This window comes from Streptomyces sp. NPDC037013, assembly GCF_055607265.1.
In genome coordinates this window covers 838,539-863,568 of sequence record NZ_JBVJRV010000002.1, presented here as the reverse complement: position 1 = coordinate 863,568, position 25,030 = coordinate 838,539, and the positions used below count along the sequence as shown (strand labels likewise).

Annotated in this window: 23 protein-coding genes and 1 riboswitch; of the genes, 15 read left to right on the top strand and 8 right to left on the bottom strand. The window is 69.7% G+C overall.

Annotation, left to right across the window (positions count from 1 at the left end):
• Positions 1-17: 17 nt before the first annotated feature.
• Entirely contained in the window at positions 18-1,616 is a 1,599-nt protein-coding gene (locus ACZ7DY_RS08945; protein ID WP_471131897.1) for a Na+/H+ antiporter, read from the bottom strand.
• A 46-nt stretch (positions 1,617-1,662) separates the two neighbouring features.
• Here ACZ7DY_RS08945 and ACZ7DY_RS08940 point away from each other — a divergent pair, with 46 nt between their 5' ends.
• The 3 genes from ACZ7DY_RS08940 (at position 1,663) to ACZ7DY_RS08930 (ending at position 3,610) form a co-directional block, all read left to right on the top strand.
• A complete protein-coding gene (locus ACZ7DY_RS08940) occupies positions 1,663-1,923 on the top strand; it encodes a UBP-type zinc finger domain-containing protein (RefSeq protein WP_471131895.1) in 261 nt (86 codons plus the stop codon).
• 245 nt (positions 1,924-2,168) lie between these two features.
• Complete coding sequence (locus tag ACZ7DY_RS08935) at positions 2,169-2,582, top strand: ATP-binding protein (protein WP_062782207.1); 414 nt, start codon at positions 2,169-2,171, stop codon at positions 2,580-2,582.
• Between the two features lie 17 nt (positions 2,583-2,599).
• Entirely contained in the window at positions 2,600-3,610 is a 1,011-nt protein-coding gene (locus ACZ7DY_RS08930) for an RNA polymerase sigma factor SigF (protein WP_471131892.1), read from the top strand.
• Between the two features lie 34 nt (positions 3,611-3,644).
• On the opposite strand, the gene ACZ7DY_RS08925 is transcribed toward ACZ7DY_RS08930, so the two are convergent.
• The gene (locus tag ACZ7DY_RS08925; RefSeq protein WP_471131890.1) at positions 3,645-4,106 is read right to left on the bottom strand and encodes a hypothetical protein; all 462 of its coding nucleotides are present in this window, start codon (positions 4,104-4,106) and stop codon (positions 3,645-3,647) included.
• An 80-nt stretch (positions 4,107-4,186) separates the two neighbouring features.
• On the opposite strand from ACZ7DY_RS08925, the gene ACZ7DY_RS08920 reads away from it, so the two are divergent.
• The gene (locus ACZ7DY_RS08920) at positions 4,187-5,155 is read left to right on the top strand and encodes a diacylglycerol/lipid kinase family protein (RefSeq protein WP_471131887.1); all 969 of its coding nucleotides are present in this window, start codon (positions 4,187-4,189) and stop codon (positions 5,153-5,155) included.
• A gap of 314 nt (positions 5,156-5,469) precedes the next feature.
• Complete coding sequence (locus tag ACZ7DY_RS08915; protein ID WP_016639615.1) at positions 5,470-5,727, top strand: WhiB family transcriptional regulator; 258 nt, start codon at positions 5,470-5,472, stop codon at positions 5,725-5,727.
• 262 nt (positions 5,728-5,989) lie between these two features.
• On the opposite strand, the gene ACZ7DY_RS08910 is transcribed toward ACZ7DY_RS08915, so the two are convergent.
• Together ACZ7DY_RS08910 and ACZ7DY_RS08905 are read right to left on the bottom strand one after the other, a co-directional pair.
• Positions 5,990-7,456 carry a histidine kinase N-terminal domain-containing protein gene (locus tag ACZ7DY_RS08910; protein WP_471132431.1) on the bottom strand — a complete coding sequence of 489 codons (1,467 nt, stop codon included), beginning with the start codon at positions 7,454-7,456 and terminating at the stop codon, positions 5,990-5,992.
• Positions 7,457-7,823: 367 nt separating this feature from the next.
• The gene (locus ACZ7DY_RS08905) at positions 7,824-8,453 is read right to left on the bottom strand and encodes a TetR/AcrR family transcriptional regulator (RefSeq protein WP_471131884.1); all 630 of its coding nucleotides are present in this window, start codon (positions 8,451-8,453) and stop codon (positions 7,824-7,826) included.
• 93 nt (positions 8,454-8,546) lie between these two features.
• On the opposite strand from ACZ7DY_RS08905, the gene ACZ7DY_RS08900 reads away from it, so the two are divergent.
• Positions 8,547-9,320, top strand: a complete 774-nt coding sequence (locus ACZ7DY_RS08900; protein WP_471131883.1) for an SDR family oxidoreductase — start codon at positions 8,547-8,549, stop codon at positions 9,318-9,320.
• 165 nt (positions 9,321-9,485) lie between these two features.
• Positions 9,486-10,271: a glucosamine-6-phosphate deaminase gene (gene nagB / locus ACZ7DY_RS08895; protein ID WP_471131881.1), complete on the top strand. Its 786-nt coding sequence runs from the start codon at positions 9,486-9,488 to the stop codon at positions 10,269-10,271.
• Between the two features lie 117 nt (positions 10,272-10,388).
• Here the strand turns inward: nagB and ACZ7DY_RS08890 are convergent, their stop codons facing one another.
• The 4 genes from ACZ7DY_RS08890 to ACZ7DY_RS08875 form a co-directional block, all read right to left on the bottom strand.
• Positions 10,389-11,894 carry a glycoside hydrolase family 3 protein gene (locus tag ACZ7DY_RS08890; protein ID WP_471131878.1) on the bottom strand — a complete coding sequence of 502 codons (1,506 nt, stop codon included), beginning with the start codon at positions 11,892-11,894 and terminating at the stop codon, positions 10,389-10,391.
• A gap of 8 nt (positions 11,895-11,902) precedes the next feature.
• Entirely contained in the window at positions 11,903-12,733 is an 831-nt protein-coding gene (locus tag ACZ7DY_RS08885; RefSeq protein ID WP_471131875.1) for a carbohydrate ABC transporter permease, read from the bottom strand.
• Positions 12,730-13,719 (bottom strand): carbohydrate ABC transporter permease, encoded by a 990-nt coding sequence (locus ACZ7DY_RS08880; RefSeq protein WP_471131872.1) that lies wholly within the window; start codon positions 13,717-13,719, stop codon positions 12,730-12,732. The genes ACZ7DY_RS08885 and ACZ7DY_RS08880 overlap by 4 nt, the downstream gene beginning before the upstream one ends.
• Before the next feature lie 94 nt (positions 13,720-13,813).
• Positions 13,814-15,088, bottom strand: coding sequence for an extracellular solute-binding protein (locus ACZ7DY_RS08875; RefSeq protein ID WP_471131869.1), 1,275 nt, complete (start codon positions 15,086-15,088; stop codon positions 13,814-13,816).
• A 286-nt stretch (positions 15,089-15,374) separates the two neighbouring features.
• On the opposite strand from ACZ7DY_RS08875, the gene ACZ7DY_RS08870 reads away from it, so the two are divergent.
• From ACZ7DY_RS08870 to ACZ7DY_RS08835, 8 genes are all read left to right on the top strand, one after another.
• Positions 15,375-16,157: a GntR family transcriptional regulator gene (locus tag ACZ7DY_RS08870; protein ID WP_471131867.1), complete on the top strand. Its 783-nt coding sequence runs from the start codon at positions 15,375-15,377 to the stop codon at positions 16,155-16,157.
• A 122-nt stretch (positions 16,158-16,279) separates the two neighbouring features.
• Complete coding sequence (locus ACZ7DY_RS08865; RefSeq protein WP_471131864.1) at positions 16,280-18,397, top strand: carbon starvation CstA family protein; 2,118 nt, start codon at positions 16,280-16,282, stop codon at positions 18,395-18,397.
• Between the two features lie 15 nt (positions 18,398-18,412).
• Positions 18,413-18,634, top strand: coding sequence for a YbdD/YjiX family protein (locus ACZ7DY_RS08860; protein ID WP_471131861.1), 222 nt, complete (start codon positions 18,413-18,415; stop codon positions 18,632-18,634).
• Positions 18,635-18,744: 110 nt separating this feature from the next.
• Complete coding sequence (locus ACZ7DY_RS08855) at positions 18,745-19,014, top strand: DUF3311 domain-containing protein (RefSeq protein ID WP_471131859.1); 270 nt, start codon at positions 18,745-18,747, stop codon at positions 19,012-19,014.
• A 20-nt stretch (positions 19,015-19,034) separates the two neighbouring features.
• Entirely contained in the window at positions 19,035-20,651 is a 1,617-nt protein-coding gene (gene mctP, locus ACZ7DY_RS08850; RefSeq protein ID WP_471132429.1) for a monocarboxylate uptake permease MctP, read from the top strand.
• 85 nt (positions 20,652-20,736) lie between these two features.
• On the top strand, positions 20,737-21,240 hold the full coding sequence (locus ACZ7DY_RS08845; RefSeq protein WP_471131856.1) for a GNAT family N-acetyltransferase: 504 nt from the start codon (positions 20,737-20,739) through the stop codon (positions 21,238-21,240).
• Between the two features lie 61 nt (positions 21,241-21,301).
• A riboswitch (cobalamin riboswitch) is annotated at positions 21,302-21,424 on the top strand.
• A 131-nt stretch (positions 21,425-21,555) separates the two neighbouring features.
• On the top strand, positions 21,556-23,967 hold the full coding sequence (locus tag ACZ7DY_RS08840; protein ID WP_471131853.1) for a ribonucleoside-diphosphate reductase subunit alpha: 2,412 nt from the start codon (positions 21,556-21,558) through the stop codon (positions 23,965-23,967).
• Positions 23,967-24,989, top strand: coding sequence for a ribonucleotide-diphosphate reductase subunit beta (locus ACZ7DY_RS08835; protein ID WP_471131850.1), 1,023 nt, complete (start codon positions 23,967-23,969; stop codon positions 24,987-24,989). The genes ACZ7DY_RS08840 and ACZ7DY_RS08835 overlap by 1 nt, the downstream gene beginning before the upstream one ends.
• Positions 24,990-25,030: the final 41 nt, after the last annotated feature.

Here is a 25,030-nt window from a genome sequence, read left to right as displayed (position 1 = left end):
CGGTCCGCCCCGCCCCCTCAGTCCTCGATCTCCCGGTGGGCGGCGGCCTCCTCCAGGTCCAGCTTGCGCAGCAGCGTCCGCATCATCTCGTCGTCGATGCGCCGCTCGTCCCGCATCCTCACGAACACCTCCCGCTCCGCGGCGATCGCCTCGCGCGCGAGACGCCGGTAGGTGTCGTCCGCCGACTCCCCCGTCACCGGGTTGGGTTGACCGAGCCGCTCCCAGACGGAGTTGCGGCGCCGCTCCAGAACGGTGCGCAAACGGTCCTGGAGGGGCTGTGGCAGGCCGTTGCGCTCGTCCCGCATGAGTTCCTCCACCCGGGCCTCCGCGGCCTGTGAGGCGGCATTCTGCGCCTGCGCCTCGGCGAGCGTCTGGGCCTGGGCGTCCCGGCCGGGCAGTTTCAGGACACGGATCAGCCACGGCAGCGAGAGCCCCTGCACGACGAGCGTGCCGATCACCGTGGTGAACGTCAGAAACAAGACAAGATTGCGCGCCGGGAAGGACTCGCCGTCCTCCGTCACGAGCGGGATCGAGAAGGCGATGGCCAGCGAGACCACCCCGCGCATCCCGGCCCAGCTGACGATCAAGGGCCGCCGCCAGTCCAGGTCGTCCTCGCGCTCCCTGATCCGCGCCGACACCGCGCGCGGCAGATAGGTCGCCGGATACGACCACACGAAGCGCGCCACCACGACGAAGACGAAGACCCCGACCGCGTACCAGACGGCCTCCCCCACGCCGTACTCCCCGAGTCCCTTGAGGACGACGGGCAGTTGGAGGCCGATGAGGGCGAAGACCGCCGACTCCAGGATGAACGCGACGACCTTCCACACCGCCGCCTCCTGCAGCCGCGTCTCGAAGTCGACCTGCCAGGAGCGGTGGCCCAGGTAGAGGGCGACGACGACCACGGCGAGCACTCCGGAGGCCCCCACCTGTTCCGCGGCGGCGTACGCGACGAAGGGGATGAGCAGCGACAGCGTGTTCTGCAGCATCGCCTCCTTCAGGTGGGTGCGCAGCCAGTGGATCGGCACCATGAGGAGCAGTCCCACCCCGACGCCGCCGACGGCGGCCACCAGGAACTCCCGGACCCCGCCGGCCCAGCTCGCGCCCTCGCCGACCGCCGCGGCGAGCGCCACCTTGTAGGCGGTGATCGCGGTCGCGTCGTTCACCAGGGACTCGCCCTGAAGGATCGTGGTGATGCGCGAAGGGAGCCCCACTCTGCGCGCGATGGCGGTCGCCGCCACCGCGTCCGGGGGCGCGATCACCGCGCCGAGGACGAGCGCGGCGGTCAGCGGCAGGTCGGGGATGAGCAGATACGCGAGCCAGCCGACCGCGACCGTGGCGAACAGGACATAGCCGACCGAAAGCAGCGCCACGGGCCTGATGTTGGCGCGCAGATCCAGGTAGGAGCTCTCCAGGGCGGCGGTGTGCAGCAGCGGGGGCAGGATCAGCGGCAGCACGATGTGCGGGTCGAGGTGGTAGTCGGGCACTCCGGGGACGTACGAGGCGATGAGCCCCACCCCGACCAGGAGCAGCGGCGCGGGCACGGGGGTCCTGCGCGCGGCCCCCGCCACCACGGCGCTCGCCGCGATCAGTGCCACCAGGGGCAATACATCCATCGCCAGATCCCTCCGCCCTGCGCGTTCCCGTCGTAACCTGGCAATCATGAACGAGTGCCCGCACGTCGCAGCGCTGCCGCACCCCGAGGTGGCCCCGCTGAGCGAGACGTGCCTCGAGTGCCAGGCGGCCGGCAGCCACCCCGTGCAGCTGAGGCTCTGCCTGGAGTGCGGCCACGTCGGCTGCTGCGACTCGTCGCCCTTCCAGCACGCGACGGCACACTTCAAGGAGACCTCACACGCTGTGATGAGGACCTTCGAGCCGGGCGAGAGCTGGCGCTGGTGCTTCGTGGACGGTTCGATCGTCTGACGCCTGGGTACGTCAACCCGGCGCCTGTTCTTTCCAATTGGGCCTGCGCGACCCCTAGCCACTGTCCGTACTCATAGGCTTACTATGAGTGACAGCATCGGGCGGGGTCCCCGGGACACGGAACTGGGGAGCGCGGTAGCGTCACCGCAGAAAGACGTGGTGCGTTACCCGTGTGACGCAGTCCGGACCACCGCTGGACGCGGTCCCGGAGCCCCGAAAGTGCTTGTACCACCTTGGAGGTGAGGGTGTCCCAGATCGCAGGCGAGCCCGGAAATCAGGACTTCGTGGAGGTCCGCCTTCCGGCTGCGGGTGCCTACCTGTCTGTGCTGCGGACGGCGACGGCCGGTCTCGCGGCGCGTTTGGACTTCACGCTCGACGAGATCGAGGACCTCCGCATCGCGGTGGACGAGGCCTGCGCGATCCTGCTCCAGCAGGCCGTGCCCGGCTCGGTGCTCAGCTGCGTCTTCCGCCTTGTCGACGACTCGTTGGAAGTGACGGTCTCGGCGCCCACGACCGACGGCCGGGCCCCGGAGCGGGACACCTTCGCCTGGACGGTGCTGTCGGCCCTGGCGGGCCAGGTCGACTCCGCCGTCGCCGAGGACAACACCGTCTCGATCAGCCTCTACAAGAAGCGCGGCGCGGGACCCGGGCCGGCGTGAGGAACGGGGACGGGCCCGTGCGGGACGAAGAGCGCGGCACACAAGGTCTGCCCGTCGGCGGCAGGGAGGGGGCGCGCCGTATGACCACCGGAATCCCCGAGCAGCAGGCCAAACCGCACCCGGAGGAGCCGGACCAGTCGGGTCCGCTGAGGGTGGCCGATGTGTCGGAGCAGGCAGAGCCGACCGCCAAGGACGAGCTCAAGCGGCTCTCCGGCCGGGGCGGCGGGCGACGGGTGGGAAACATGAGCGAGCACGAGCACAGCCGGCACGATCCCCAGGACCGCAGCGGCGCACGCGCGATGTTCATCGAGCTGCGCGCCCTGGACAACGCCAGTCGGGAGTACGCGGAGCTGCGCAACCAGCTGGTCCGCATGCACCTGCCGCTCGTCGAGCACCTGGCCCGCCGCTTCCGCAACCGCGGCGAGCCCCTCGACGACCTCACCCAGGTCGCCACGATCGGGCTGATCAAGTCCGTGGACCGCTTCGACCCGGAGCGCGGCGTGGAGTTCTCCACGTACGCGACACCGACGGTCGTCGGCGAGATCAAGCGGCACTTCCGCGACAAGGGGTGGGCGGTCCGCGTCCCGCGCCGTCTCCAGGAGCTGCGTCTGTCGCTGACGACGGCGACGGCCGAGCTCTCCCAGCTGCACGGCCGGTCCCCCACCGTGCACGAGCTGGCCGAGAAACTGGCCATCTCCGAAGAGGAGGTCCTGGAGGGCCTGGAGTCGGCCAACGCCTACTCCACGCTGTCCCTGGACGTCCCCGACACGGACGACGAGTCACCGGCCGTCGCGGACACCCTGGGCGCCGAGGACGAGGCCCTGGAGGGCGTGGAGTACCGCGAGTCGCTCAAGCCCCTCCTGGAGGACCTGCCCCCGCGCGAGAAGCGCATCCTGCTGCTCCGCTTCTTCGGGAACATGACCCAGTCGCAGATCGCGCAGGAGGTCGGCATCTCCCAGATGCACGTCTCGCGCCTGCTCGCGCGCACGCTCGCGCAGCTGCGGGAGAAGCTCCTCGTCGAGGAGTAGCCGACCGCCCCCCAGGCCTACTTCTCCCCCAGGCTTACTTCTTCTGTCCCTCCACGCTGCCGGGGCCCTGGATGCCGAGGGCCTCGGTGGTCGCCGGGTTGATCAGGAGCACCAGGGAGAGAACCGCCACAATGGCGAGGACGATGCCGGCCGGGATCGCCGCACTGTCGGCCTGCAGCATCTGCCAGGCCACCGGAAGCGCCATGATCTGCGTGATGATCGCGGGCCCGCGGCTCCACCGGCGCAGCTTCATCAGCCCGCGCGCGGCGAGCAGGGGCAGCAGCGCGAGGACGATCAGCGTGATGCCGCCCGTCTCGGCCTGGCGCGGGTCGTCGGGCGATCCCGCGAGCCCCAGCACGAGCATGTACACGCCCCCCACGAGGAGGGCGAGGCCCTCCAGGGCGACCAGGGCCGCGGCACCGGTCACCCGCGCGGGGCGCGGGCCGGACGCGGGCGGCTCCGGGGCTTCGGGGGTGGATTTCCGCTCAGTACTCACCCCTGCAGGGTAGCTCCGGGCGCCCGCGCCCCGGCACCTCGGTCTAGGCCGGTCAGAGACCGCTAGGTAGTCTGCTGCGCATGCGTGCACTCCTCGTGGTCAACCCGGCGGCAACCACCACCAGTGCGCGTACGCGTGACGTACTGGTCCACGCCCTGGCGAGTGAGATGAAGCTCGACGCGGTCACCACGGAGTACCGCGGGCACGCCAGAGACCTCGGCCGGCAGGCCGCGGAGAGCAAGGACATCGAGCTGGTCGTCGCCCTCGGCGGCGACGGCACGGTCAACGAGGTCGTCAACGGCCTGCTGCACCACGGCCCCGACCCGGACCGGCTGCCCCGCCTGGCCGTCGTCCCCGGCGGCTCCACCAACGTCTTCGCGCGCGCCCTCGGTCTGCCGAACGACGCCGTGGAGGCCACCGGCGCCCTCCTGGACGCCCTGCGCGAGGGCAGTGAGCGCACGGTGGGCCTCGGCATCGCGGGCGGCACGCCGGGCACGGAGGACGAGGCCGTGCCCTCGCGCTGGTTCACGTTCTGCGCGGGTCTCGGCTTCGACGGCGGCGTGGTCGGCAGGGTCGAACAGCAGCGTGAGCTCGGCCGGCGCTCGACCCACGCCCTTTATGTGCGCCAGGTGCTCCGCCAGTTCCTCGACGAGCCCCACCGCAGGCACGGAATGATCACCCTGGAGCGGCCCGGCGAGGACCCGGTGACCGACCTGGTGATGTCGATAGTCTGCAACACCTCCCCCTACTCCTACCTGGGCAATCGCCCCCTGTACGCGTCCCCGCAGGCCTCCTTCGACACGGGCCTCGACGTCCTGGGTCTGAAGAAGCTCTCCACCGCCGCGGTGGCCCGTTACGGCACCCAGCTCCTGACCTCCACGCCGGAGCGCGGACCGCACGGTAAGCACGCGGTTACGCTCCACGACCTCACGGACTTCACCTTGCAATCCAAGGTGCCCCTGCCCCTCCAGATGGACGGTGACCACTTGGGGCTGCGGACGAGCGTGACGTTCACAGGCGTACGCCGTGCACTGCGTGTGATTGTGTGAGTAGAAGGGCCTAAAGTCCTTTCACTCGAACGTTTAAACCAGGGTCCACCCCATGGAAGTACGGCTGTGACCCAGTCGACACTGAGGAATCAAAAAAAACTTTCCTGAAGGGGTTGTATCCGCCGCCGAGGTTTGCGAATCTCTACATGGCGATCGGGACGGCCCGCAACATCGGCCCCACAGAGAGCCAGAACCCCTCCTCCACCACAGGTCCACACCAGGCGACTGGGCGTCGGCCCTTCCCGTGCGGGGGGATTCGTGAAAGCGTTCACATTCACAAGCACCCGCAGTAATACCAAGGAGAGGTAGCAGCCATGGACTGGCGTCACAACGCCGTTTGCCGCGAGGAAGACCCCGAGCTCTTCTTCCCCATCGGCAACACCGGTCCTGCGCTGCTGCAGATCGAGGAAGCCAAGGCCGTCTGCCGCCGCTGCCCCGTCATGGAGCAGTGCCTGCAGTGGGCGCTCGAGTCCGGCCAGGACTCCGGCGTCTGGGGTGGCCTCAGCGAGGACGAGCGCCGCGCAATGAAGCGTCGCGCCGCTCGCAACCGTGCACGCCAGGCAAGCGCCTGACGGTCACGCCCCCAACGAGCCTGAGCTTGGCGGCGCGTACAGCGCGTACGCAACTCCCGCCCCCGAGCCGCAGCCGCGCAGTACCCCCGATGCGCATCGCAACGTGAGCAGTGAGCCCCGGACCACTCGGTCCGGGGCTCACTGCTTTCGTTGCGTTCGTTTACTTCCGGGTGTTCGTCCACTTCCCAAGCGCCCGGCCCGCCGCAGGCTCCGTCACGGAGAGCTACCAGGCGCTACCCGGCGGTTCGCGCCGAACGGTCGCCTACTTGTCGGCGCGCACCGGAATGTCAAGGATCACCCGCGTGCCGCGCTCGGGGGCGCGGACCATGTCGAAGGTGCCGCCCAGCTCGCCCTCGACCAGCGTGCGGACGATCTGCAGGCCGAGATTTCCGGAGCGGTGCGGGTCGAAGCCGTCGGGCAGACCGATGCCGTCGTCCTGGACGGTGATCAGCAGCCGCGCTTCCTTGGTGGTCCCGCCCCGCACGGCCGACACCTCGACCGTGCCGGTGTCCCCCTCCCGGAAGCCGTGCTCCAGCGCGTTCTGCAGGATCTCGGTGAGCACCATCGACAGGGGCGTCGCGACCTCCGCGTCGAGAATGCCGAAGCGGCCGGTGCGCCGGCCCGCGACCTTGCCCGGAGAGATCTCGGCGACCATCGCAAGGACCCGGTCGGCGATCTCGTCGAACTCCACGCGCTCGTCCAGGTTCTGGGAGAGCGTCTCGTGGACGATGGCGATGGAACCCACCCGGCGCACCGCCTCCTCCAGCGCTTCCCGGCCGGTGGCCGAGTCGATGCGGCGGGCCTGCAGCCGCAGCAGCGCGGCGACCGTCTGGAGGTTGTTCTTCACCCGGTGATGGATCTCCCGGATGGTGGCATCCTTGGTGATCAACTCCCGCTCGCGGCGGCGCAGTTCCGTGACGTCGCGCAGCAGTACGAGGGAACCGATGCGCGGGCCCTTGGGCTTGAGGGGGATCGCGCGCAGCTGGATCACGCCGTCACCGCCCTCGATCTCGAACTCCCGTGGCGCCCAGCCGCTCGCCAGCTTGGCGAGGGCCTCGTCCACCGGGCCGCGCGAGGGGGCGAGTTCCGCGGTCGCCGTGCCCAGGTGGTGGCCGACGAGGTCGGAGGCGAGGCCGAGGCGGTGGTACGCGGAGAGGGCGTTCGGCGAGGCGTACTGCACGATGCCGTCGGCGTCGAGACGCAGCAGTCCGTCCCCCACGCGCGGGGAGGCATCCATGTCGACCTGCTGCCCCTGGAAGGGGAACGAGCCGGCGGCGATCATCTGTGCGAGGTCGGACGCCGACTGGAGGTAGGTCAGCTCCAGCCGCGAGGGAGTGCGCACGGTCAGCAGGTTGGTGTTGCGGGCGATGACACCCAGAACGCGTCCCTCCCTGCGTACCGGGATGGACTCCACGCGCACCGGCACCTCCTCGCGCCACTCCGGGTCGCCCTCGCGCACGATGCGGCCCTCGTCCAGGGCGGCGTCCAGGAGGGGGCGGCGGCCGCGCGGGACGAGGTGGCCGACCATGTCGTCCTGGTAGGAGGTGGGGCCGGTGTTGGGCCTCATCTGCGCCACGGAGACATAGCGGGTCCCGTCGCGGGTGGGGACCCAGAGCACCAGGTCGGCGAAGGAGAGGTCGGAGAGCAGCTGCCACTCCGAGACCAGCAGGTGCAGCCACTCGAGGTCGGAGTCACCGAGGGCGGTGTGCTGGCGTACGAGGTCGTTCATGGAGGGCACGTGTGCGAGCGTACCTTTCGCGTCCGGCGGGTCAGCCGCGCGGAGTCACCGGCGCGAGGCCGGCGACGCGTGCGGGTCCCGGCGGATCCCGACGAGCCGCGGCGCCAGGGCGGGACCCTCAACCCGCCCACGGCACCGCAGCCCTTCAGGTGCATCGGCCGCCAGAATGTGCGGTACTGAACAGCCGATCGGGAGGATCCGACGCGGTCAGGGCAGAGAGCGCCGGTTCCTCGATCCGCTCTCCTGTGCGGGAAGAGCGGAGGCTTTACCCACGCATTGTGGACTAGACCATTCTCCCCTGTCTATGCGTGGACAGATGTTTGTCGTCGTCTCTTTCTCCGGTATCCGGACCGGGCGGTCAAGCCCCGTCCACCCCTGAATTCTCTCCCGGCCCGGCCTGCGGCCACGCCCGCATGGCGAGATCCGCCACGACTTCCAGATCCTCCCTGGTCGCACCGTCCCTGGCCTGCTGCGACATCCCCTGGAAGACCGCGGCCGTATAACGGGCGAGGGAGGCGGGGTCCGTGTCGGGCGGCAGCTCCCCCGTCGCGACGGCGGTACGGATGCGGGATTCGATCGCCGCGACGTTGGCGTTCCGCCGGTCCCGCAGGGCTTCCTCCACCTCCGGCGTCGTGCAGTTGACGGCGGCGGAGATGACGAGGCAGCCGCGCGGGCGTGAGGGGTCGGTGAATTCGGCGGCGGCCTCGTGCAGCATCCGCGACACGGCTCCGCGCACCGTCGGCTCCTCCGCGAAGGCGCGGTCGCCGAAGGAGCCGTGGGTGAGGCCGTACCTCATCACGACCTCGTCGAAGAGGCGCCGCTTGTCGCCGAAGGCCGCGTAGAGGCTGGGCGCCCCGATCCCCATGACGCGCGTCAGGTCCGAGACCGACGTCCCCTCGTACCCGTGCTCCCAGAAGGCGCGGATCGCTTGCTCCAGCGCCGTGTCGCGGTCGAAGGAGCGGGGCCGGCCGCGCTGTTTCGTCGCCATGGGGTGAATTGTATAGCGGGCGCTAGTAAATAGAGCGGCGGTCGGGTACGGTTCTTTCTGTAGCGACCACTAGAGAAAGAGGGGGCGCCTGACATGGGTGCTTTGGGGACGGGCACATCCGCAGGCAGGCTCGCGGGGAAGACCGCGCTGGTCACCGGTGGCAGCCGGGGCATCGGGCGGGGCATCGCCGAGCGGCTCGGGCGGGACGGCGCGCGGGTGGCCGTGCACTACGGCAGCAATGACGTGGCCGCGAAGGAGACCGTGGCCGCGATCGAGGCGGCGGGCGGCTCCGCCTTCGCCTTCGGCGCGGAGCTGGGGGTGCCCGGCGACGCCGAGGCGCTCTGGGCGGAGTTCGACCGGCACACGGACGGCCTGGACATCCTGGTGAACAACGCGGGCATCGGCCTGTACAGCCACGTGGGAGAGGTCCAGGAGGCGGAGTACGACCGGGTGTTCGCGGTCAACACCAAGGCGCTGTTCTTCGTAGTACAGAAGGGCCTCGACCGGCTCCGCGACGGCGGCCGGATCATCAACATCTCCTCCGGTGTCACCCGGATCGCCTTCCCGGTCACCATCGCGTACTCGATGACGAAGGGCGCGGTGAACGTCCTGACCCACACGCTCGCCCAGGAGCTGGGCCCCCGGGGCATCACGGTCAACGCGGTGGCGCCGGGGATCATCGAGACGGAGATGATGCACGGCATCCCCGCGGACCAGCAGGCACAGATGGCGGGGTATTCGACCTTCGACCGCATAGGACAGCCCGCCGACGTGGCGGACATCGTCTCCTTCGTCGCCTCGGACGACGCGCGCTGGATCACCGGTCAGTACATCGACGCGACGGGCGGCTCGGTGCTCGGGGTCTGACGGGGGCGGGCGGGGGGGGGCCGCTCGACGGGCGAGCGGGGTGGGGAGAGCCGAGCATGGACCCGAGGAATCGAATGTCCTGGCGGCGCGGCTCTGCTAGATTGGTCTATACCACCAATGGTTGCGAGTCTCCCCCAGCCCCCTCTCCAGATCGGCAGGCCCAGCGTGGAAGTTGTCATCGTCCCGGACGCCAAGGCAGGCGGCGAGCTCATCGCGGAGGCCATGGCCGCCCTGGTGCGTCGTAAGCCTGACGCCCTGCTCGGTGTCGCCACCGGTTCCACCCCGCTGCCCATCTACGAGGCGCTGGCCGCCAAGGTCGCGGCCGGTTCCGTGGATGCCTCGCGGGCGCGCATCTGCCAGCTCGACGAGTACGTGGGGCTGCCGGCCGGCCATCCCGAGTCGTACCGCTCCGTGGTCCTGCGCGAGGTCGTCGAGCCGCTCGGGCTGAGCGAGTCCTCCTTCATGGGCCCGGACGGCAGCGCCGATGACGTGCTGGCCGCGTGCGACGCGTACGACAAGGCGCTCGCCGAGGCCGGCGGCGTCGACCTGCAGCTGCTCGGGATCGGCACGGACGGGCACATCGGGTTCAACGAACCGTGCTCGTCGCTCGCCTCCCGTACGCGCATCAAGACGCTGACCGAGCAGACCCGCGTGGACAATGCCCGCTTCTTCGACGGCGACATCGAGCAGGTGCCGCACCACGTCATCACCCAGGGGATCGGCACGATCCTGGAGGCGCGGCACCTGGTGCTGCTCGCCACGGGTGAGGGCAAGGCGGACGCGGTGGCCGCCACCGTGGAGGGGCCGGTCGCCTCGGTCGTGCCCGCCTCCGCGCTGCAGCTGCACCCGCACGCCACGGTCGTCGTGGACGAGGCCGCGGCCTCCAAGCTGAAGCTCGCGGAGTACTTCCGGCACACGTACGCCAACAAGCCCGACTGGCAGGGGCTGTAAGAGAGTCTCTCTCGGCCGTACGCACGACGGAGGGGCGCCCCGGGTCAAGGGGCGCCCCTTTGTCGTGCGTTTTTGTCGTGCGTTTTTGTCGTGCTTTCGTCCGTGCCGACGGACGCGTCACGGAGCCGTGAGGGCCTCCGCCGCTGCCTGGCCGCACACCCGGGCGGCGCCGCGGGTGGCGACGTGGATCGCGCCGGTCGGGGCGGACTGGGGGACGCCCATCTCCACCACGACCGTGTTCGGGCGGGCGGTCACGAGGGTCTTCAGGGCGTCCGCCATCCACCCGTGGCGGTGCGCGTCGCGGACCACGGCGACGATGCGTCGTTCGCCGGCCGCCGCGAGGGCCCGGGCGCCCGCGCCGTCGCCGGAGAAGGCGCCGGACTCCGTGGCGGGGAAGCGGCGTTCCAGTTCGGCGGTCACGCCCCACGGGGTCTCGTCGCCGACCGCGATGTTCGGCAGGGGCGAGAAGGTGGCGACGTAGGGGGCCTCGGTGACCGGGGCCGCGTAGGTCTCGCCGCGGGTGACGGTCAGCGCGCGGCGGGCCGCGACCAGACCGATCCCGGTGTCGGGCGCGCCCCCCGAGCGATCGGCCGCGCCCGACACCTTCGCCGCCGCGGCCCAGCCCGCGAGGGCCCGTACGCGGTCGGCGGCCTCGGCGAGCCGCTCCTCGGGCAGCTCGCCGGAGCGCACCGCGGCGACGAAGGCGTCCCGCAGCCGCAGCACGGTCCCCTCGTCGGAGGGGCCGCCGCCCGTGCAGATCGCGTCGGCGCCGGCGGCGATGGCGAGGACGCAGCCGCGCTCGAAGCCGTACGGACCGGCGATCGCCTGCATGTCCATGCCGTCGGTGACGATGAGGCCCTCGTAGCCGAACTCCTCGCGGAGCAGGCCGGTGAGGATGCGGCGGGAGAGCGTGCCGGGGTTGTCCGGGTCCAGGGCCGGGGCCAGGACGTGGGCGCTCATCACGGCGCGGCTGCCGGCGGCGATGGCCGCGCGGAACGGCGCAAGGTCACGGGAGTTCAGCACGTCCCGGTCGACGTCGATGACCGGCACGGAGTGGTGCGAGTCGATCGCGGTGTCGCCGTGGCCCGGGAAGTGCTTGGCGGAGGTGGCGACGCCGGCCGACTGCATGCCCTCGACGTAGGCGGCGGTGTGCCGGGCCACCAGGAGGGGGTCCGAGCCGAAGGAGCGTACGCCGATGACGGGGTTGTCGGGGTTGGCGTTGACGTCGGCGGACGGCGCCCAGTTGAAGTTGATGCCGCAGGCGGCGAGGCGGCGGCCGAGGTCGGCGGCGACCTCGCGGGTCAGCTCCGTGTCGTCGACGGCGCCGAGCGCGTGGTTGCCCGGGTAGGAGGAGCCGGTGCGCACCTCCAGGCGGGTGACGTCGCCGCTCTCCTCGTCGATGGCGATCAGGAGGTCGTCGCGCTCGGCGCGCAGCTGCGCGGTGAGCGCGGCCACCTGCTCGGCGCTCTGGACGTTGCGGCCGAAGAGGCTGACGGAGGCGAGGCCTTCGCCGATCCGGCGGCGCAGCCAGTCGGGCGCCGCGGTGGTGCCGTCGAAGCCGGGCTGCAGGACGGCGAGGGCGTTGCGGGTGAGGGTGTCACCGGCGTGCGTGAGTGTCGTCATGTGCGGAGTTATCCCTTCACTGCGCCGTCGGTCAGGCCGGCGACGGCCCTGCGCTGCAGGAAGACGAAGAGGACGAGGATCGGGACGGCGAAGAGCGAGGCGGCGGCCATGGTGGCGCCCCAGTCGTCGCCGAAGGCGGTCTGGAAGCTGGAGAGCCAGATCGGCAGGGTCTTGGCGTCCGGTTCCTTGTTGAGCACGAGGGCCAGCGGGAACTCGTTCCAGGCGGTGATGAAGCCGAAGAGGGAGGTCGACATCAGGCCGGGGGCGAGCAGCGGCAGGATCACGCGGCGAAAGGCCTGCATGCGGGTGCAGCCGTCGACCATGGCGGACTCCTCGAGCTCCTTGGGCACGGCGGCGACGAAGCCGCGCAGCGTGAGGAGGGTGAAGGGGAGGATCATCACCATGTAGAAGAGGGTCAGCGGGATCAGGCTGTTCAGCATGTCCGCGTCGCGCACGATGATGTAGATGGCGATGACCATGACTTCCCAGGGCGCCATCTGCGCGAGCATGAAGCCGATGATGAAGCCGCGGCGGCCCTTGAAGCGCATCCGGGCGAGGGCGAAGGCCGCCGTCACGCCGATGATGAGCGAGAAGAGGACCGCGAGGATCGTCACGGTGAGGGAGTTGCCGACCATGGTCCAGAAGTGGTCGACGTCGATCGCCTTCTCGAAGTGCTCGAGGGTGGCGTCGGTCGGGAACCAGACCGGGTCCTCGGCGATGATGTCGCCGGTCGGCTTGAAGGCCGTGGCGAACATCCAGTACACGGGGAAGACGCAGAGGACGAAGATGACGACAGCGACCAGGTTGGGCCAGAGCCGGCCCATCAGCGAGCGCTTCACAGCTCGTCCTCCTCTTGCTTGAGCACGATCCGCAGGTAGTACGAGGTGATGGCCAGCAGGATGATGATGGTGAGCAGCGCGATCGCCGCGCCCATGCCGAAGTGCTGGTTGCCCATGCCCTCGATGTAGGCGTAGACGGGGAGGATCTCGGTGAGGCGGTCGGGGCCGCCCTCGTTGATCGTGAAGACCTGTACGAACGCCTTGAAGACCCAGATGATCTCCAGGAACGTCGTGGCGTAGAGGAAGGGCCGCAGGTACGGCAGCGTCACCTGGGTGAACTGCTTCCAGGCGCCCGCGCCGTCCAGCGCGGCGGCCTCGTACAGCTCCTTGGGGATGGTGGTCGTGGCGGCGTACAGGTTGATCGCCACGAAGGGGACCGACATCCAGACGATCAGCAGCAGGACGACGAAGAACGTCGAGTACTGCGTGGCCAGCCAGTCGTGGTCGGCCATCGACGTGAAGCCGATCTCGGCGAGCACCCAGTTGACGACGCCGAAGCGCTGCGCGAACAGCCACTGGTAGACCGTGCTCGCCGCGACGACGGGCATCGCCCAGGCGAGCACGAGGCCGAGCAGGAGGAACGTGCGCATCCGGCGGCCGAGACGTGCGAGCAGCAGTCCCACCAGCGTGCCGAGGACCATGATCAGCACGACGTTGACGGCGGTGAAGGCGACCGAGCGGCCGGTGACCCGCCAGAAGTCCTCGCCGGTGAGGACCTCCTTGTAGTTGTCGAACCCGTTCCACTCCGTGAGGTGGAGGATGAACTGCCTCATGTTGAGGTTCTGGAACGACAGGAGCCCGTTGTTGACCAGCGGCCAGCCGAGCAGCAGCAGGGTGGCGATGATCGCGGGCGCAAGGAGCAGATAGGGCGTCAGGCCGGCGAACCGCTTCGGTTCGTTGCGCGGGCCCTCCGGTCGTGGCCCGCCACCCGGGGTCTGCACCTCCGTCGGGCCGGAGGGCGGCCGTTCGGTCTTCTGCACGGTCATGCTCGCCATCTCTTTCGTGGGCATCGCGGTACGCAGAGGTGAGCCGGGGGCGGCGAGGGCGTGTCACCCGCCGCCCCCGGCAAGAGGGGCGTCCTTACTGCTTCTGCGACAGGCGCTTGTTGAGCTCGCCCTCGACCTGCTTGGCCGCGGCGGCCGGCGACTTACCGTTGAGCACCGCGGTCATGTAGTTCTTGATCGGGTTCGGCGGGTTCTCCACCGCGGCCCATTCGGGGATCAGCGGGGTGGTGCCGCCGCCGGCGGAGGCGGGAGCGGCGGCCTCGGCGGCCGGGTTGCCCTTGAGGTTGGACTCCAGCGCCTTCTTGTTCGGGATCGTGCCGCCTTCCTTGGCGAACTGACCCTCGAACTTGTCGGAGAGCGCGATCTTGAGGAACTCCTTGGCGAGCTCCTGCTTCTTGCTGGTCGCGGCGACGGCGAGGTTGGAGCCGCCCAGGAAGACGCCCTCGGGCTTGTCGGCGGTGGCGCCGGGGATCGTGAAGAAGCCGATGTCCTTCTCGATCTTCTTGTTGGCCTTGATCGCGGTCGCGGCCTCCCAGCTCATGCCGATGAAGGCGCCGGTCTTGCCCTTGGCGAAGACCTCGGCCTGCTGCGGGGTGGCCTCGTCCTTGTTCTTGGGGGCCTTGGAGAGGTCCGCGAACTGCTTGTACGTCTTCATCGCCTTGGCGACCTTCGGGTCGCTCAGGTTGGAGACGTACTTGTCGCCGTCCTTCTTGACCAGCTCGGCGCCCTCACCGATGGTCAGGCCGACGAAGTGGTACCAGTTCTGGCCGGGCAGGTAGATCGGCTCGGCGCCGGTCTTCGCGCCGATCTGCTTGAGGTCCTTGAGGAACTCGGCGCGGGTCTTGGGGGTGTCCTTGATGCCGGCCTCGGCCCAGATCTTCTTGTTGTAGACGACGACGCGGTTGAGGACGAACCACGGGGCGGCGTACTGCTTGCCGTCGATGACCGAGGCCTTGTTCATGGAGTCGGTCCAGTCGGAACCGATGGACTCCTTGAGGTCATCCAGCTCGGCGAGACCGCCGGTCTTGGCGTACGCCGGGGTCTGGGTGTTGCCGATCTCGAAGACGTCGGGCGGGTTCTCCTCGGAGAGCGCGGTGGTCAGCTTCTGCTGGATGCCGTTCCACTGCTGGACCTCGAACTTCAGCTTCGCGCCGGTCTTCTTCTCGAAGGCCGCCGTGACGTCCTTCTGCCACTGGTCCGGCGTCGAGCCGTCCATCGCCCAGAAGGTCAGCGTCTCGCCCTTGAAGCTGTCGGCTCCCCCGGCCTTCTTGTCGTCGTCGTCACTGCCGCACGCCGCGACCGAGACCAACATGCCCGCGACACCGATGGCCGCTATGAGCTTGCGCTTCACGTCACCCTCCTCAAGGGATGCCAGTCAACCCCCCACCCGCAGCGACCGAATGGACCGAGATCTGCCCGTGGGACTGGAACCTGGTCTTTAATGGTGTAGACCAGTACGGGGAGCTTGGCCTAGACCTTTAGGGGTGTCAAGGGTGTATAAGAAGGGCTGTCGCGTCCGTTATCGGACCGACACCTGAGCAGGCAGAGTCTGCTCGGCCCGTACCGTGCCACGATGTGAGCCGCGACAGACGGAGGAGCCGGTGACGGCAGCAGCACAGGAGCCGGGAAGGCAAGCCATGGGCACCGAAGCGGGTGGCACGGGGACCGATGTGGGCGCGCCCTCGGAGGGCCCGAGCGTCGGCCGCACCGCGCGCGTGCCCAAGTACTACCGCCTGAAGCGGCACTTGCTGGACATGACGGAGACACTGCCGCCGGGCACCCCCGTCCCGCCGGAGCGCACGCTCGCCGCCGAGTTCGACACCTCCCGCACGACCGTCCGCCAGGCGCTGCAGGAGCTGGTCGTCGAGGGGCGTCTGGAGCGGATCCAGGGCAAGGGCACGTTCGTCGCCAAGCCCAAGGTGTCGCAGGCCCTCCAACTCACCTCGTACACCGAGGACATGCGGGCCCAGGGCCTTGAGCCCACCTCGCAGCTCCTCGACATCGGCTACATCACCGCCGACGACACCCTCGCCGGTCTGCTCGACATCAGCGCGGGCGGCCGCGTCCTGCGCATCGAGCGACTCCGGCTCGCCAACGGCGAGGCGATGGCCATCGAGACCACCCACCTCTCGGCCAAGCGCTTCCCCGCCCTGCGCCGCTCCCTGGTGAAGTACACCTCGCTCTACACGGCGCTCGCCGAGGTGTACGACGTGCACCTCGCGGAGGCCGAGGAGACCATCGAGACCTCGCTCGCCACCCCGCGCGAAGCGGGCCTGCTCGGCACCGACGTCGGCCTGCCGATGCTGCTGCTCTCCCGCCACTCGCTGGACGGGAACGGCCGGCCGGTGGAGTGGGTGCGCTCGGTCTACCGCGGCGACCGGTACAAGTTCGTGGCCCGCCTGAAGAGACCCACCGACTGACGCCGCCGGGCCCCGTCGGCGCTCCACCCGTCCGAGGTCTGGCGCGGGTCACGCCGCTGCTCTACGGTCCTCCCGTCATCGCACGATGACCGTCATCGCATGACGAACGGGAGGACTACCCGGTGCGCAGCGCGAATCCCCGAACCATCGTCATCTGGTCCCTCGTCGCGCTGGTCGGCGCCGCGGGCTGGACCGTCCTCGCCCTCGCCCGCGGCGAGGAGGTGTCGGCCGCCTGGATGGTGGCGGCGGCCCTCGGCTCGTACGCCGTCGCCTACCGCTTCTACGCCAAGTTCATCGCGTACCGCGTGCTGAAGGTCGACGCGCGACGGGCCACCCCGGCCGAGCGGCTCGACAACGGCATCGACTTCCACCCGACCGACCGCCGGGTGCTGCTCGGCCACCACTTCGCGGCGATCGCGGGCGCCGGTCCCCTGGTGGGGCCGGTGCTCGCCGCCCAGATGGGATACCTGCCCGGCACCATCTGGATCATCGCCGGCGTGATCTTCGCGGGTGCCGTGCAGGACATGGTCGTGCTGTTCTTCTCGACGCGGCGCGACGGCAAGTCGCTCGGGCAGATGGCGCGCGAGGAGATCGGTCCGTTCGGCGGGGCCGCCGCGCTGCTCGCCACCTTCGCCATCATGATCATCCTGCTCGGGGTGCTCGCGCTGGTGATCGTCAACGCGCTCGCCGCGTCGCCGTGGGGCACGTTCTCCATCGCGATGACCGTGCCGATCGCCCTGCTGATGGGGTTCTACCTGCGGGTCCTGCGGCCCGGCCGGGTCAGCGAGGTCTCCCTGATCGGCATCGTGCTGCTGCTGCTCGCCCTCGTCGGCGGGCGGTGGGTCGCCGAGTCGTCGCTCGCGGACACCTTCACGCTCGCGCCGTCGACCCTGGTGATCTGGCTGGTCGCGTACGGGTTCATCGCCTCGATCCTGCCGGTGTGGATGCTGCTCGCGCCGCGCGACTACCTCTCCACGTTCATGAAGATCGGCACCATCCTGCTCCTCGCGCTCGGTGTCGTGATCGCGCTGCCGACGCTGAAGATGGACCCGGTGACCGACTTCGCCTCGCGCGGCGACGGGCCGGTCTTCGCGGGCTCGCTCTTCCCGTTCGTCTTCATCACCATCGCCTGCGGGGCGCTCTCCGGCTTCCACGCCCTGATCTCCTCCGGCACGACGCCGAAGATGATCCAGAAGGAGACGCAGATCCGGATGATCGGCTACGGCTCCATGCTGATGGAGTCGTCCGTGGCGGTCATGGCGCTCGTCGCCGCCTCGATCATCGACCCCGGCCTGTACTTCGCGATGAACGCGCCCGCGGGCGTGGTCGGCGACACCGTCCAGGAGGCGTCGAAGGCCGTCGCGGGGCTGGGCTACAGCATCTCGCCGGCCGACCTGGCCCACGCCGCCCGCCAGGTCGAGGAGACCTCGCTGCTCTCGCGCACCGGTGGCGCGCCCACGCTCGCCGTCGGTGTCTCGGAGATCTTCTCGAAGGTCACGGGCGGCTCGATGCGGGCCTTCTGGTATCACTTCGCGATCATGTTCGAGGCGCTCTTCATCCTGACCGCGCTCGACGCGGGCACCCGGGTGGGCCGCTTCATGCTCCAGGACATGCTCGGGAACGTCTACAAGCCGTTCAGGAACATGAGTTGGCGGCCCGGCCTGCTGCTGACCAGCGCCGCCGTCACCGGCCTGTGGGGGTACTTCCTCTGGGTGGGCGTGCACGAGCCGCTCGGCGGGATCAACCAGCTCTTCCCGATCTTCGGCATCGCCAACCAGCTCCTCGCCGCCGTCGCCCTCGCCGTCTGCACCACGCTCCTGGTGAAGTCCGGGCGCCTCAAGTGGGCCTGGATCACCGGTGTTCCGCTCGTCTGGGACGTTACGGTGACGCTCACCGCGAGCTGGCAGAAGGTGTTCTCCTCCGATCCGCGCGTCGGCTTCTTCCAGCAGCGCGCGAAGTACCGGGACGCCATCGACGACGGCACGATCCTGCCGCCCGCCAAGACCATGGACGACATGCACACCGTCGTCACCAACTCCACGGTGGACGGCGTCCTTTCGGCGGTCCTGGCCCTGCTCGTCGTCGTGGTGGTCCTGGACGCGGCCCGGGTCTGCGTCCGGCACATCCGCCACCCCGAGGCCGCCCCGCTGCGCGAAGCACCGTACGTGGAATCGGAGTTGAGGGCCCCGGCCGGGCTCGTCGCCACCCGGGAGGAGAAGCGGGCGGCCCTCAAACCATGACAGGAGGCCCTGACCATGACAGGAGGCCCTGAGCACATGACGGCACCACTGCTGCGCGGTCTGCGCTGGATGCGCTGGTACGTCAGGGAGCTGACCGACGAATCGGCGTACGAGCGGTACGTGGCTCATCTCCGCGCGGACCATCCGGCCGCAACCGTCCCCAGCCGGCGCGCATTTGAACGCATGCGGACAGACCAGCAGGAGTCGGACCCGAGCAAGGGGTTCCGCTGCTGCTGAGCAGGGACATTGACCCGTCCGTTATCCGGACGGGGGTTCCATGCAGCGAGACTGTGGCTTAGATTTCCCGCACGTTAAGCATGGGATAAGTGAGGGAACGGAGCCGCGATATGTCAGATGCGCCTGAAGTGAACAGACCGGTCGTCACGCCGGTCCGCGTGGTCATCGCCGTCTGCCTCGTCGCGCCCTTCGTGGCGATGCTGTGGGTGAGTTCCTACGCCAAGGTCGACCCGACCCTCATCGGCATCCCGTTCTTCTACTGGTACCAGATGCTGTGGGTGCTCATCTCCACGGCGCTGACGATGATCGCGTACAAGCTGTGGCAGCGCGACCAGCGCGCCCGCAAGGCCGAGCGGGTCCAGGGGGGTGCCGGACAGTGACCACACTCGCATCGGGCGGCGTGAACGGCGTCGCCCTCGGGGTCTTCATCTTCTTCTTCCTCGCGGTCACGGTCATGGGCTTCCTCGCCGCCCACTGGCGCAAGGCCGAGAACGAGCAGAGCCTGGACGAATGGGGCCTGGGCGGACGGTCGTTCGGCACCTGGGTCACCTGGTTCCTGCTCGGCGGCGACCTGTACACCGCGTACACCTTCGTGGCCGTCCCCGCGGCGATCTACGCGGCGGGCGCGGCCGGCTTCTTCGCCGTGCCGTACACGATCCTCGTCTACCCGCTCATCTTCACCTTCCTGCCGCGCCTGTGGTCGGTCTCGCACAAGCACGGCTATGTGACCACCTCCGACTTCGTGCGCGGCCGCTTCGGCTCCAAGGGCCTGTCCCTGGCGGTCGCGGTCACCGGCATCCTCGCCACGATGCCGTACATCGCGCTCCAACTGGTCGGCATCCAGGCCGTCCTCGACGTCATGGGCATCGGCGGCGGCCCCGACACCAACTGGTTCATCAAGGACCTGCCGCTGCTGATCGCCTTCGCGGTGCTCGCCGCGTACACCTACTCCTCGGGGCTGCGCGCGCCCGCGCTGATCGCGTTCGTGAAGGACGGGCTGATCTACCTCGTCATCGCCGTCGCGATCATCTACATCCCGATCAAGCTGGGCGGTTTCGACGACATCTTCGCCAAGGCCGGCGACGCGTTCGGCGTGGTCAACGAGAAGACCGGCAAGCCGCGCGGCGCGCTCGCGCCACCCGAGGCCGGTCAGTGGACGTACGCGACCCTGGCGCTCGGCTCCGCTCTCGCGCTCTTCATGTACCCGCACTCGATCACGGCGACGCTCTCCTCCAAGAGCCGCGACGTCATCCGCCGCAACACCACGATCCTGCCCCTGTACTCGCTGATGCTCGGCCTGCTCGCGCTGCTCGGCTTCATGGCGATCGCGGCCGGGGTCAAGGTCGACAACGGCCAACTGGCGATCCCGCAGCTCTTCGAGGACATGTTCCCCGACTGGTTCACCGGCGTCGCCTTCGCGGCGATCGGCATCGGCGCGCTCGTGCCGGCCGCCATCATGTCGATCGCGGCCGCGAACCTCTTCACCCGCAACATCTACAAGGACTTCATCAAGCCGGACGCGACGCCCGAGCAGGAGACCAAGGTCTCCAAGCTGGTCTCGCTCCTGGTGAAGGTGGGCGCCCTCGCCTTCGTCCTCACCATGGACAAGACCGTCGCGATCAACTTCCAGCTGCTCGGCGGCATCTGGATCCTGCAGACCATGCCCGCGCTGGTCGGCGGCCTGTTCACCCGGTGGTTCCACCGCTGGGCGCTGCTGGCCGGCTGGGCGGTCGGCATGGTCTACGGGACGGTCGCCGCGTACGGCGTCGCCTCGCCGACCCAGAAGCACTTCGGCGGCTCGTCGGACGAGATCCCCGGCATCGGCGAGATCGGCTACATCGGCCTGACCGCGTTCATCCTGAACGTGCTCGTGACCGTGGTCCTCACCTTCGTCCTGAAGGCGCTGAAGGCCCCCGAGGGCGTCGACGAGACGTCCCCGGAGGACTACACGGCGGACGCCGGCGACCCCGGTGTCGTACAGGAGCTGCCGAAGGCCACCGCGGGCTCCGGGCACTGACCCGCCCCCACAACCGCACCGCATCCGACAAGGGCCGCCGGAAAACCGGCGGCCCTTCGTCGTCTCCTGTTGCACACTGCGGCGCATGGACATCACGATCAGGCGGGCGAGGCCCGAGGAGTACGGGGCCGTGGGCGACCTCACCGCGCAGGCCTATCTCGACGACGGACACCTGGACTTCGGGACCGAGGACCCCTACCTGCCCGTGCTGCGGGACGTGGCCGGACGCGCGGCGCACGCCGAGATCCTGGTCGCCGTTGCGGACGACATGGCCGGGGAGCTGCTCGGCGGCGTGACCTTCGTGCCGGACGGCGGGCCCCTGGCGGACATCGCGCGGGACGGCGAGACCGAGATCCGCATGCTGGCGGTCGCGCACGCGGCGCGCGGCCGGGGCGTCGGCGAGCTCCTGGTGCGCTCGTGCGTCCAGCGGTCCAGGAACGCGGGCCGGAGCCGGCTCGTGCTCTCCTCCTCGCCCTCCATGCGCACCGCCCACCGGCTCTACGAACGCCTCGGCTTCCTGCGGACCCCGGAGCGCGACTGGTGCCCCCTCCCCGACCTGCCGCTGCGCACCTACGCCTTGACGCTCTAGACCCCACCTCCCTGACCCGACACAAGATGTGGGCCTGCTCCCGAAGCGCGACACAAGATGTATGCTCGTGCTCGCTGTCGCCGCAGGGGAATCCGGTGCAAGTCCGGAACTGTCCCGCAACGGTGGACGTGTACGCATTTGTCGTACGCGGAGTCCGAAGACCTGCCGGCAGCGCACCCGTGCCGTCCGGCCCGGGTGCCGACCGTCCGGGCCTCGTGGAATGGGCCGGTGGACGCGGTACGCCGCCCTGCCCGGGTGCGCCCGTGTGTGCCGACCCCTCCCCCAGGCCCAGAGCCGAGCGAGGGAGAGCTCCACGTGACCATCGCGCCTGCCGAACCTGCGTCAGCGCCGTCACCGACGACCGCCGAGGGCGCCGACGCGCCGGGGACCGCGCTGCTGCGCACCCTGACCGACCTCACCGCCGACCTCCCCGACGCCGACCCCGGGCGGGTCGCCGCCGCCGCGCTGCGGGGCCGGTCGGCGCGGGCCGACGAGGCGGAGCTGCGGACGCTCGCGACGGAGGCGGCCGCGGGGCTCATCTCCGAGGACCCGGCCTACTCCAAGCTCGCCGCCCGGCTGCTCTCCCTCTCCATCGCCGCCGAGGCCGCCACCCAGGGCGTGCGTTCCTTCACCGAGTCGATCGCGGTCGGCCGGCGCGAGGGCCTGATCGCCGACCGCACCGCCGCCTTCGTGACCTCGCACGCGGCCCGGCTCGACGCGCTCGTGGAGACCGCGCTCGCCGACGGCGCCGACTTCCGCTTCGGCTACTTCGGCCTGCGCACGCTGCACAGCCGCTATCTGCTGCGTCACCCCATCACCCGCCAGGTCATCGAGACCCCGCAGCACTTCATGCTGCGCGTCGCGAGCGGCCTGGCCGAGGACGACAGCACCCGCGCGCTCGACGAAGTCGCCGCGCTGTACGGCCTGATGAGCCGCCTGGACTACCTGCCGTCCTCGCCGACGCTCTTCAACTCCGGCACCCGCCACCCCCAGATGTCGTCCTGCTACCTCCTCGACTCCCCGCTGGACGAGCTGGACTCGATCTACGACCGCTACCACCAGGTGGCGCGGCTCTCCAAGCACGCGGGCGGCATCGGACTCTCGTACTCGCGCATCCGCTCCCGGGGCTCGCTGATCCGCGGCACCAACGGGCACTCCAACGGCATCGTGCCGTTCCTGAAGACGCTGGACGCCTCGGTCGCCGCGGTCAACCAGGGCGGGCGCCGCAAGGGCGCGGCCGCGGTCTACCTGGAGACCTGGCACTTCGACATCGAGGAGTTCCTGGAGCTGCGCGACAACACCGGTGAGGACGCGCGCCGCACCCACAACCTCAACCTCGCGCACTGGATCCCGGACGAGTTCATGCGCCGGGTCGCCGCCGACCAGGAGTGGTCGCTCTTCTCGCCCTCGGACGTGCCCGACCTGGTCGACCTGTGGGGCGAGGAGTTCGACGCCGCCTACCGGGCGGCGGAGGCCGCGGGGCTCGCCAAGAAGACCCTGCCGGCCCGCGAGCTGTACGGCCGCATGATGCGCACCCTCGCGCAGACCGGCAACGGCTGGATGACCTTCAAGGACGCCGCCAACCGCACCGCCAACCAGACCGCCGAGCCCGGCCACACCGTGCACTCGTCGAACCTGTGCACGGAGATCCTGGAGGTCACGGACGACGGCGAGACCGCGGTCTGCAACCTCGGCTCGGTCAACCTCGGCGCCTTCGTGCGGGACGGGGACATCGACTGGGAGCGGCTCGACGAGGCCGTCCGCACCGCGGTGACCTTCCTCGACCGCGTCGTCGACATCAACTTCTACCCGACCGAGCAGGCCGGGCGCTCCAACGCCAAGTGGCGCCCGGTGGGGCTCGGCGCGATGGGGCTGCAGGACGTCTTCTTCCAGCTGAAGCTGCCCTTCGACGCCCCTGAGGCGCGCGCGCTCTCCACCCGGATCGCCGAGCGGATCATGCTCGCCGCGTACGAGGCCTCCGCCGACCTCGCCGAGCGCAACGGCCCCCTGCCCGCCTGGGAGAAGACCCGCACCGCGCGCGGGGTGCTGCACCCCGACCACTACGGCGTGCAATTGACGTGGCCCGAGCGGTGGGCGGCGCTGCGGGAACGTATCGCCACCACCGGGATGCGCAACTCGCTGCTGCTCGCCATCGCGCCGACCGCGACCATCGCGTCCATCGCGGGCGTCTACGAGTGCATCGAGCCGCAGGTCTCCAACCTCTTCAAGCGCGAGACGCTGTCCGGTGAGTTCCTCCAGGTCAACGCCTACCTGGTGGAGGAGTTGAAGCGGCTCGGCATGTGGGACGCGCAGACCCGCGAGGCACTGCGCGAGGCCAACGGCTCGGTCCAGGGCCTCGATTGGATCCCCGAGGACGTCCGCGCGCTGTACCGCACCGCGTGGGAGCTCCCGCAGCGCGGCCTGATCGACATGGCCGCCGCCCGCACCCCGTTCCTCGACCAGGCGCAGTCGCTCAACCTCTTCCTGGAGACACCGACCATCGGCAAGCTCTCCTCGATGTACGCGTACGCCTGGCAGCAGGGCCTGAAGACCACGTACTACCTGCGCTCGCGCCCCGCGACGCGCATCGCCCGCGCGGCCGGCGGCTCGAACACCGCGACCGCCGCACCCGCGCCCGAGACCGTCCCCGTCCCCGCCCAGGCCACGGCCGAAGAAGCCGTCGCCTGCTCCCTGGAAAACCCCGAGTCCTGCGAGGCCTGCCAGTAATGAGCACCACCACGAACAGCGCGAAGAACCTCCTCGACCCGGGCTTCGAGCTGACCCTGCGCCCCATGCGCTACCCGGACTTCTACGAGCGCTACCGGGACGCGATCAAGAACACCTGGACCGTCGAGGAGGTCGACCTCCACTCGGACGTCGCCGACCTGGCGAAGCTGACGCCCGAGGAGCAGCACCTGATCGGCCGCCTCGTCGCGTTCTTCGCGACCGGTGACTCGATCGTCTCCAACAACCTCGTGCTGACGCTCTACAAGCACATCAACTCCCCCGAGGCGCGGCTGTATCTGAGCCGGCAGCTCTTCGAGGAGGCCGTGCACGTCCAGTTCTATCTGACGCTGCTCGACACCTACCTGCCCGATCCACAGGACCGGGCGGCCGCCTTCGACGCGGTCGAGGAGATCCCCTCCATCCGCGAGAAGGCCCAGTTCTGCTTCAAGTGGATGGACTCGGTCGAGAAGCTGGACCGTCTGGAGACGCGCTCCGACCGCCGCCGCTTCCTGCTGAACCTGATCTGCTTCGCCGCCTGCATCGAGGGGCTCTTCTTCTACGGTGCCTTCGCCTACGTCTACTGGTTCCGCAGCCGCGGCCTCCTGCACGGCCTTGCGACCGGCACCAACTGGGTGTTCCGCGACGAGACGATGCACATGAGCTTCGCCTTCGACGTGGTCGACACCGTCCGCAAGGAGGAGCCGGACCTGTTCGACGACGCCTTGCAGCAGCAGGTCACGGACATGCTCAAGGAGGCCGTCGAGGCCGAGCTGCAGTTCGCCCGCGATCTGTGTGGCGACGGCCTGCCGGGCATGAACACCGACTCGATGCGCGACTACCTGCAGTGCGTCGCCGACCAGCGCCTGCAGCGCCTCGGCTTCGCGCCGGTCTACGGCTCGGAGAACCCCTTCTCCTTCATGGAGCTGCAGGGCGTCCAGGAGCTGACCAACTTCTTCGAGCGGCGGCCTTCCGCGTACCAGGTGGCGGTCGAGGGGTCGGTCTCCTTCGACGACGAGTTCTAGCCTGGCGCGCCCCTGGCCGGGGTGTCCGGGATGTGCCCGCC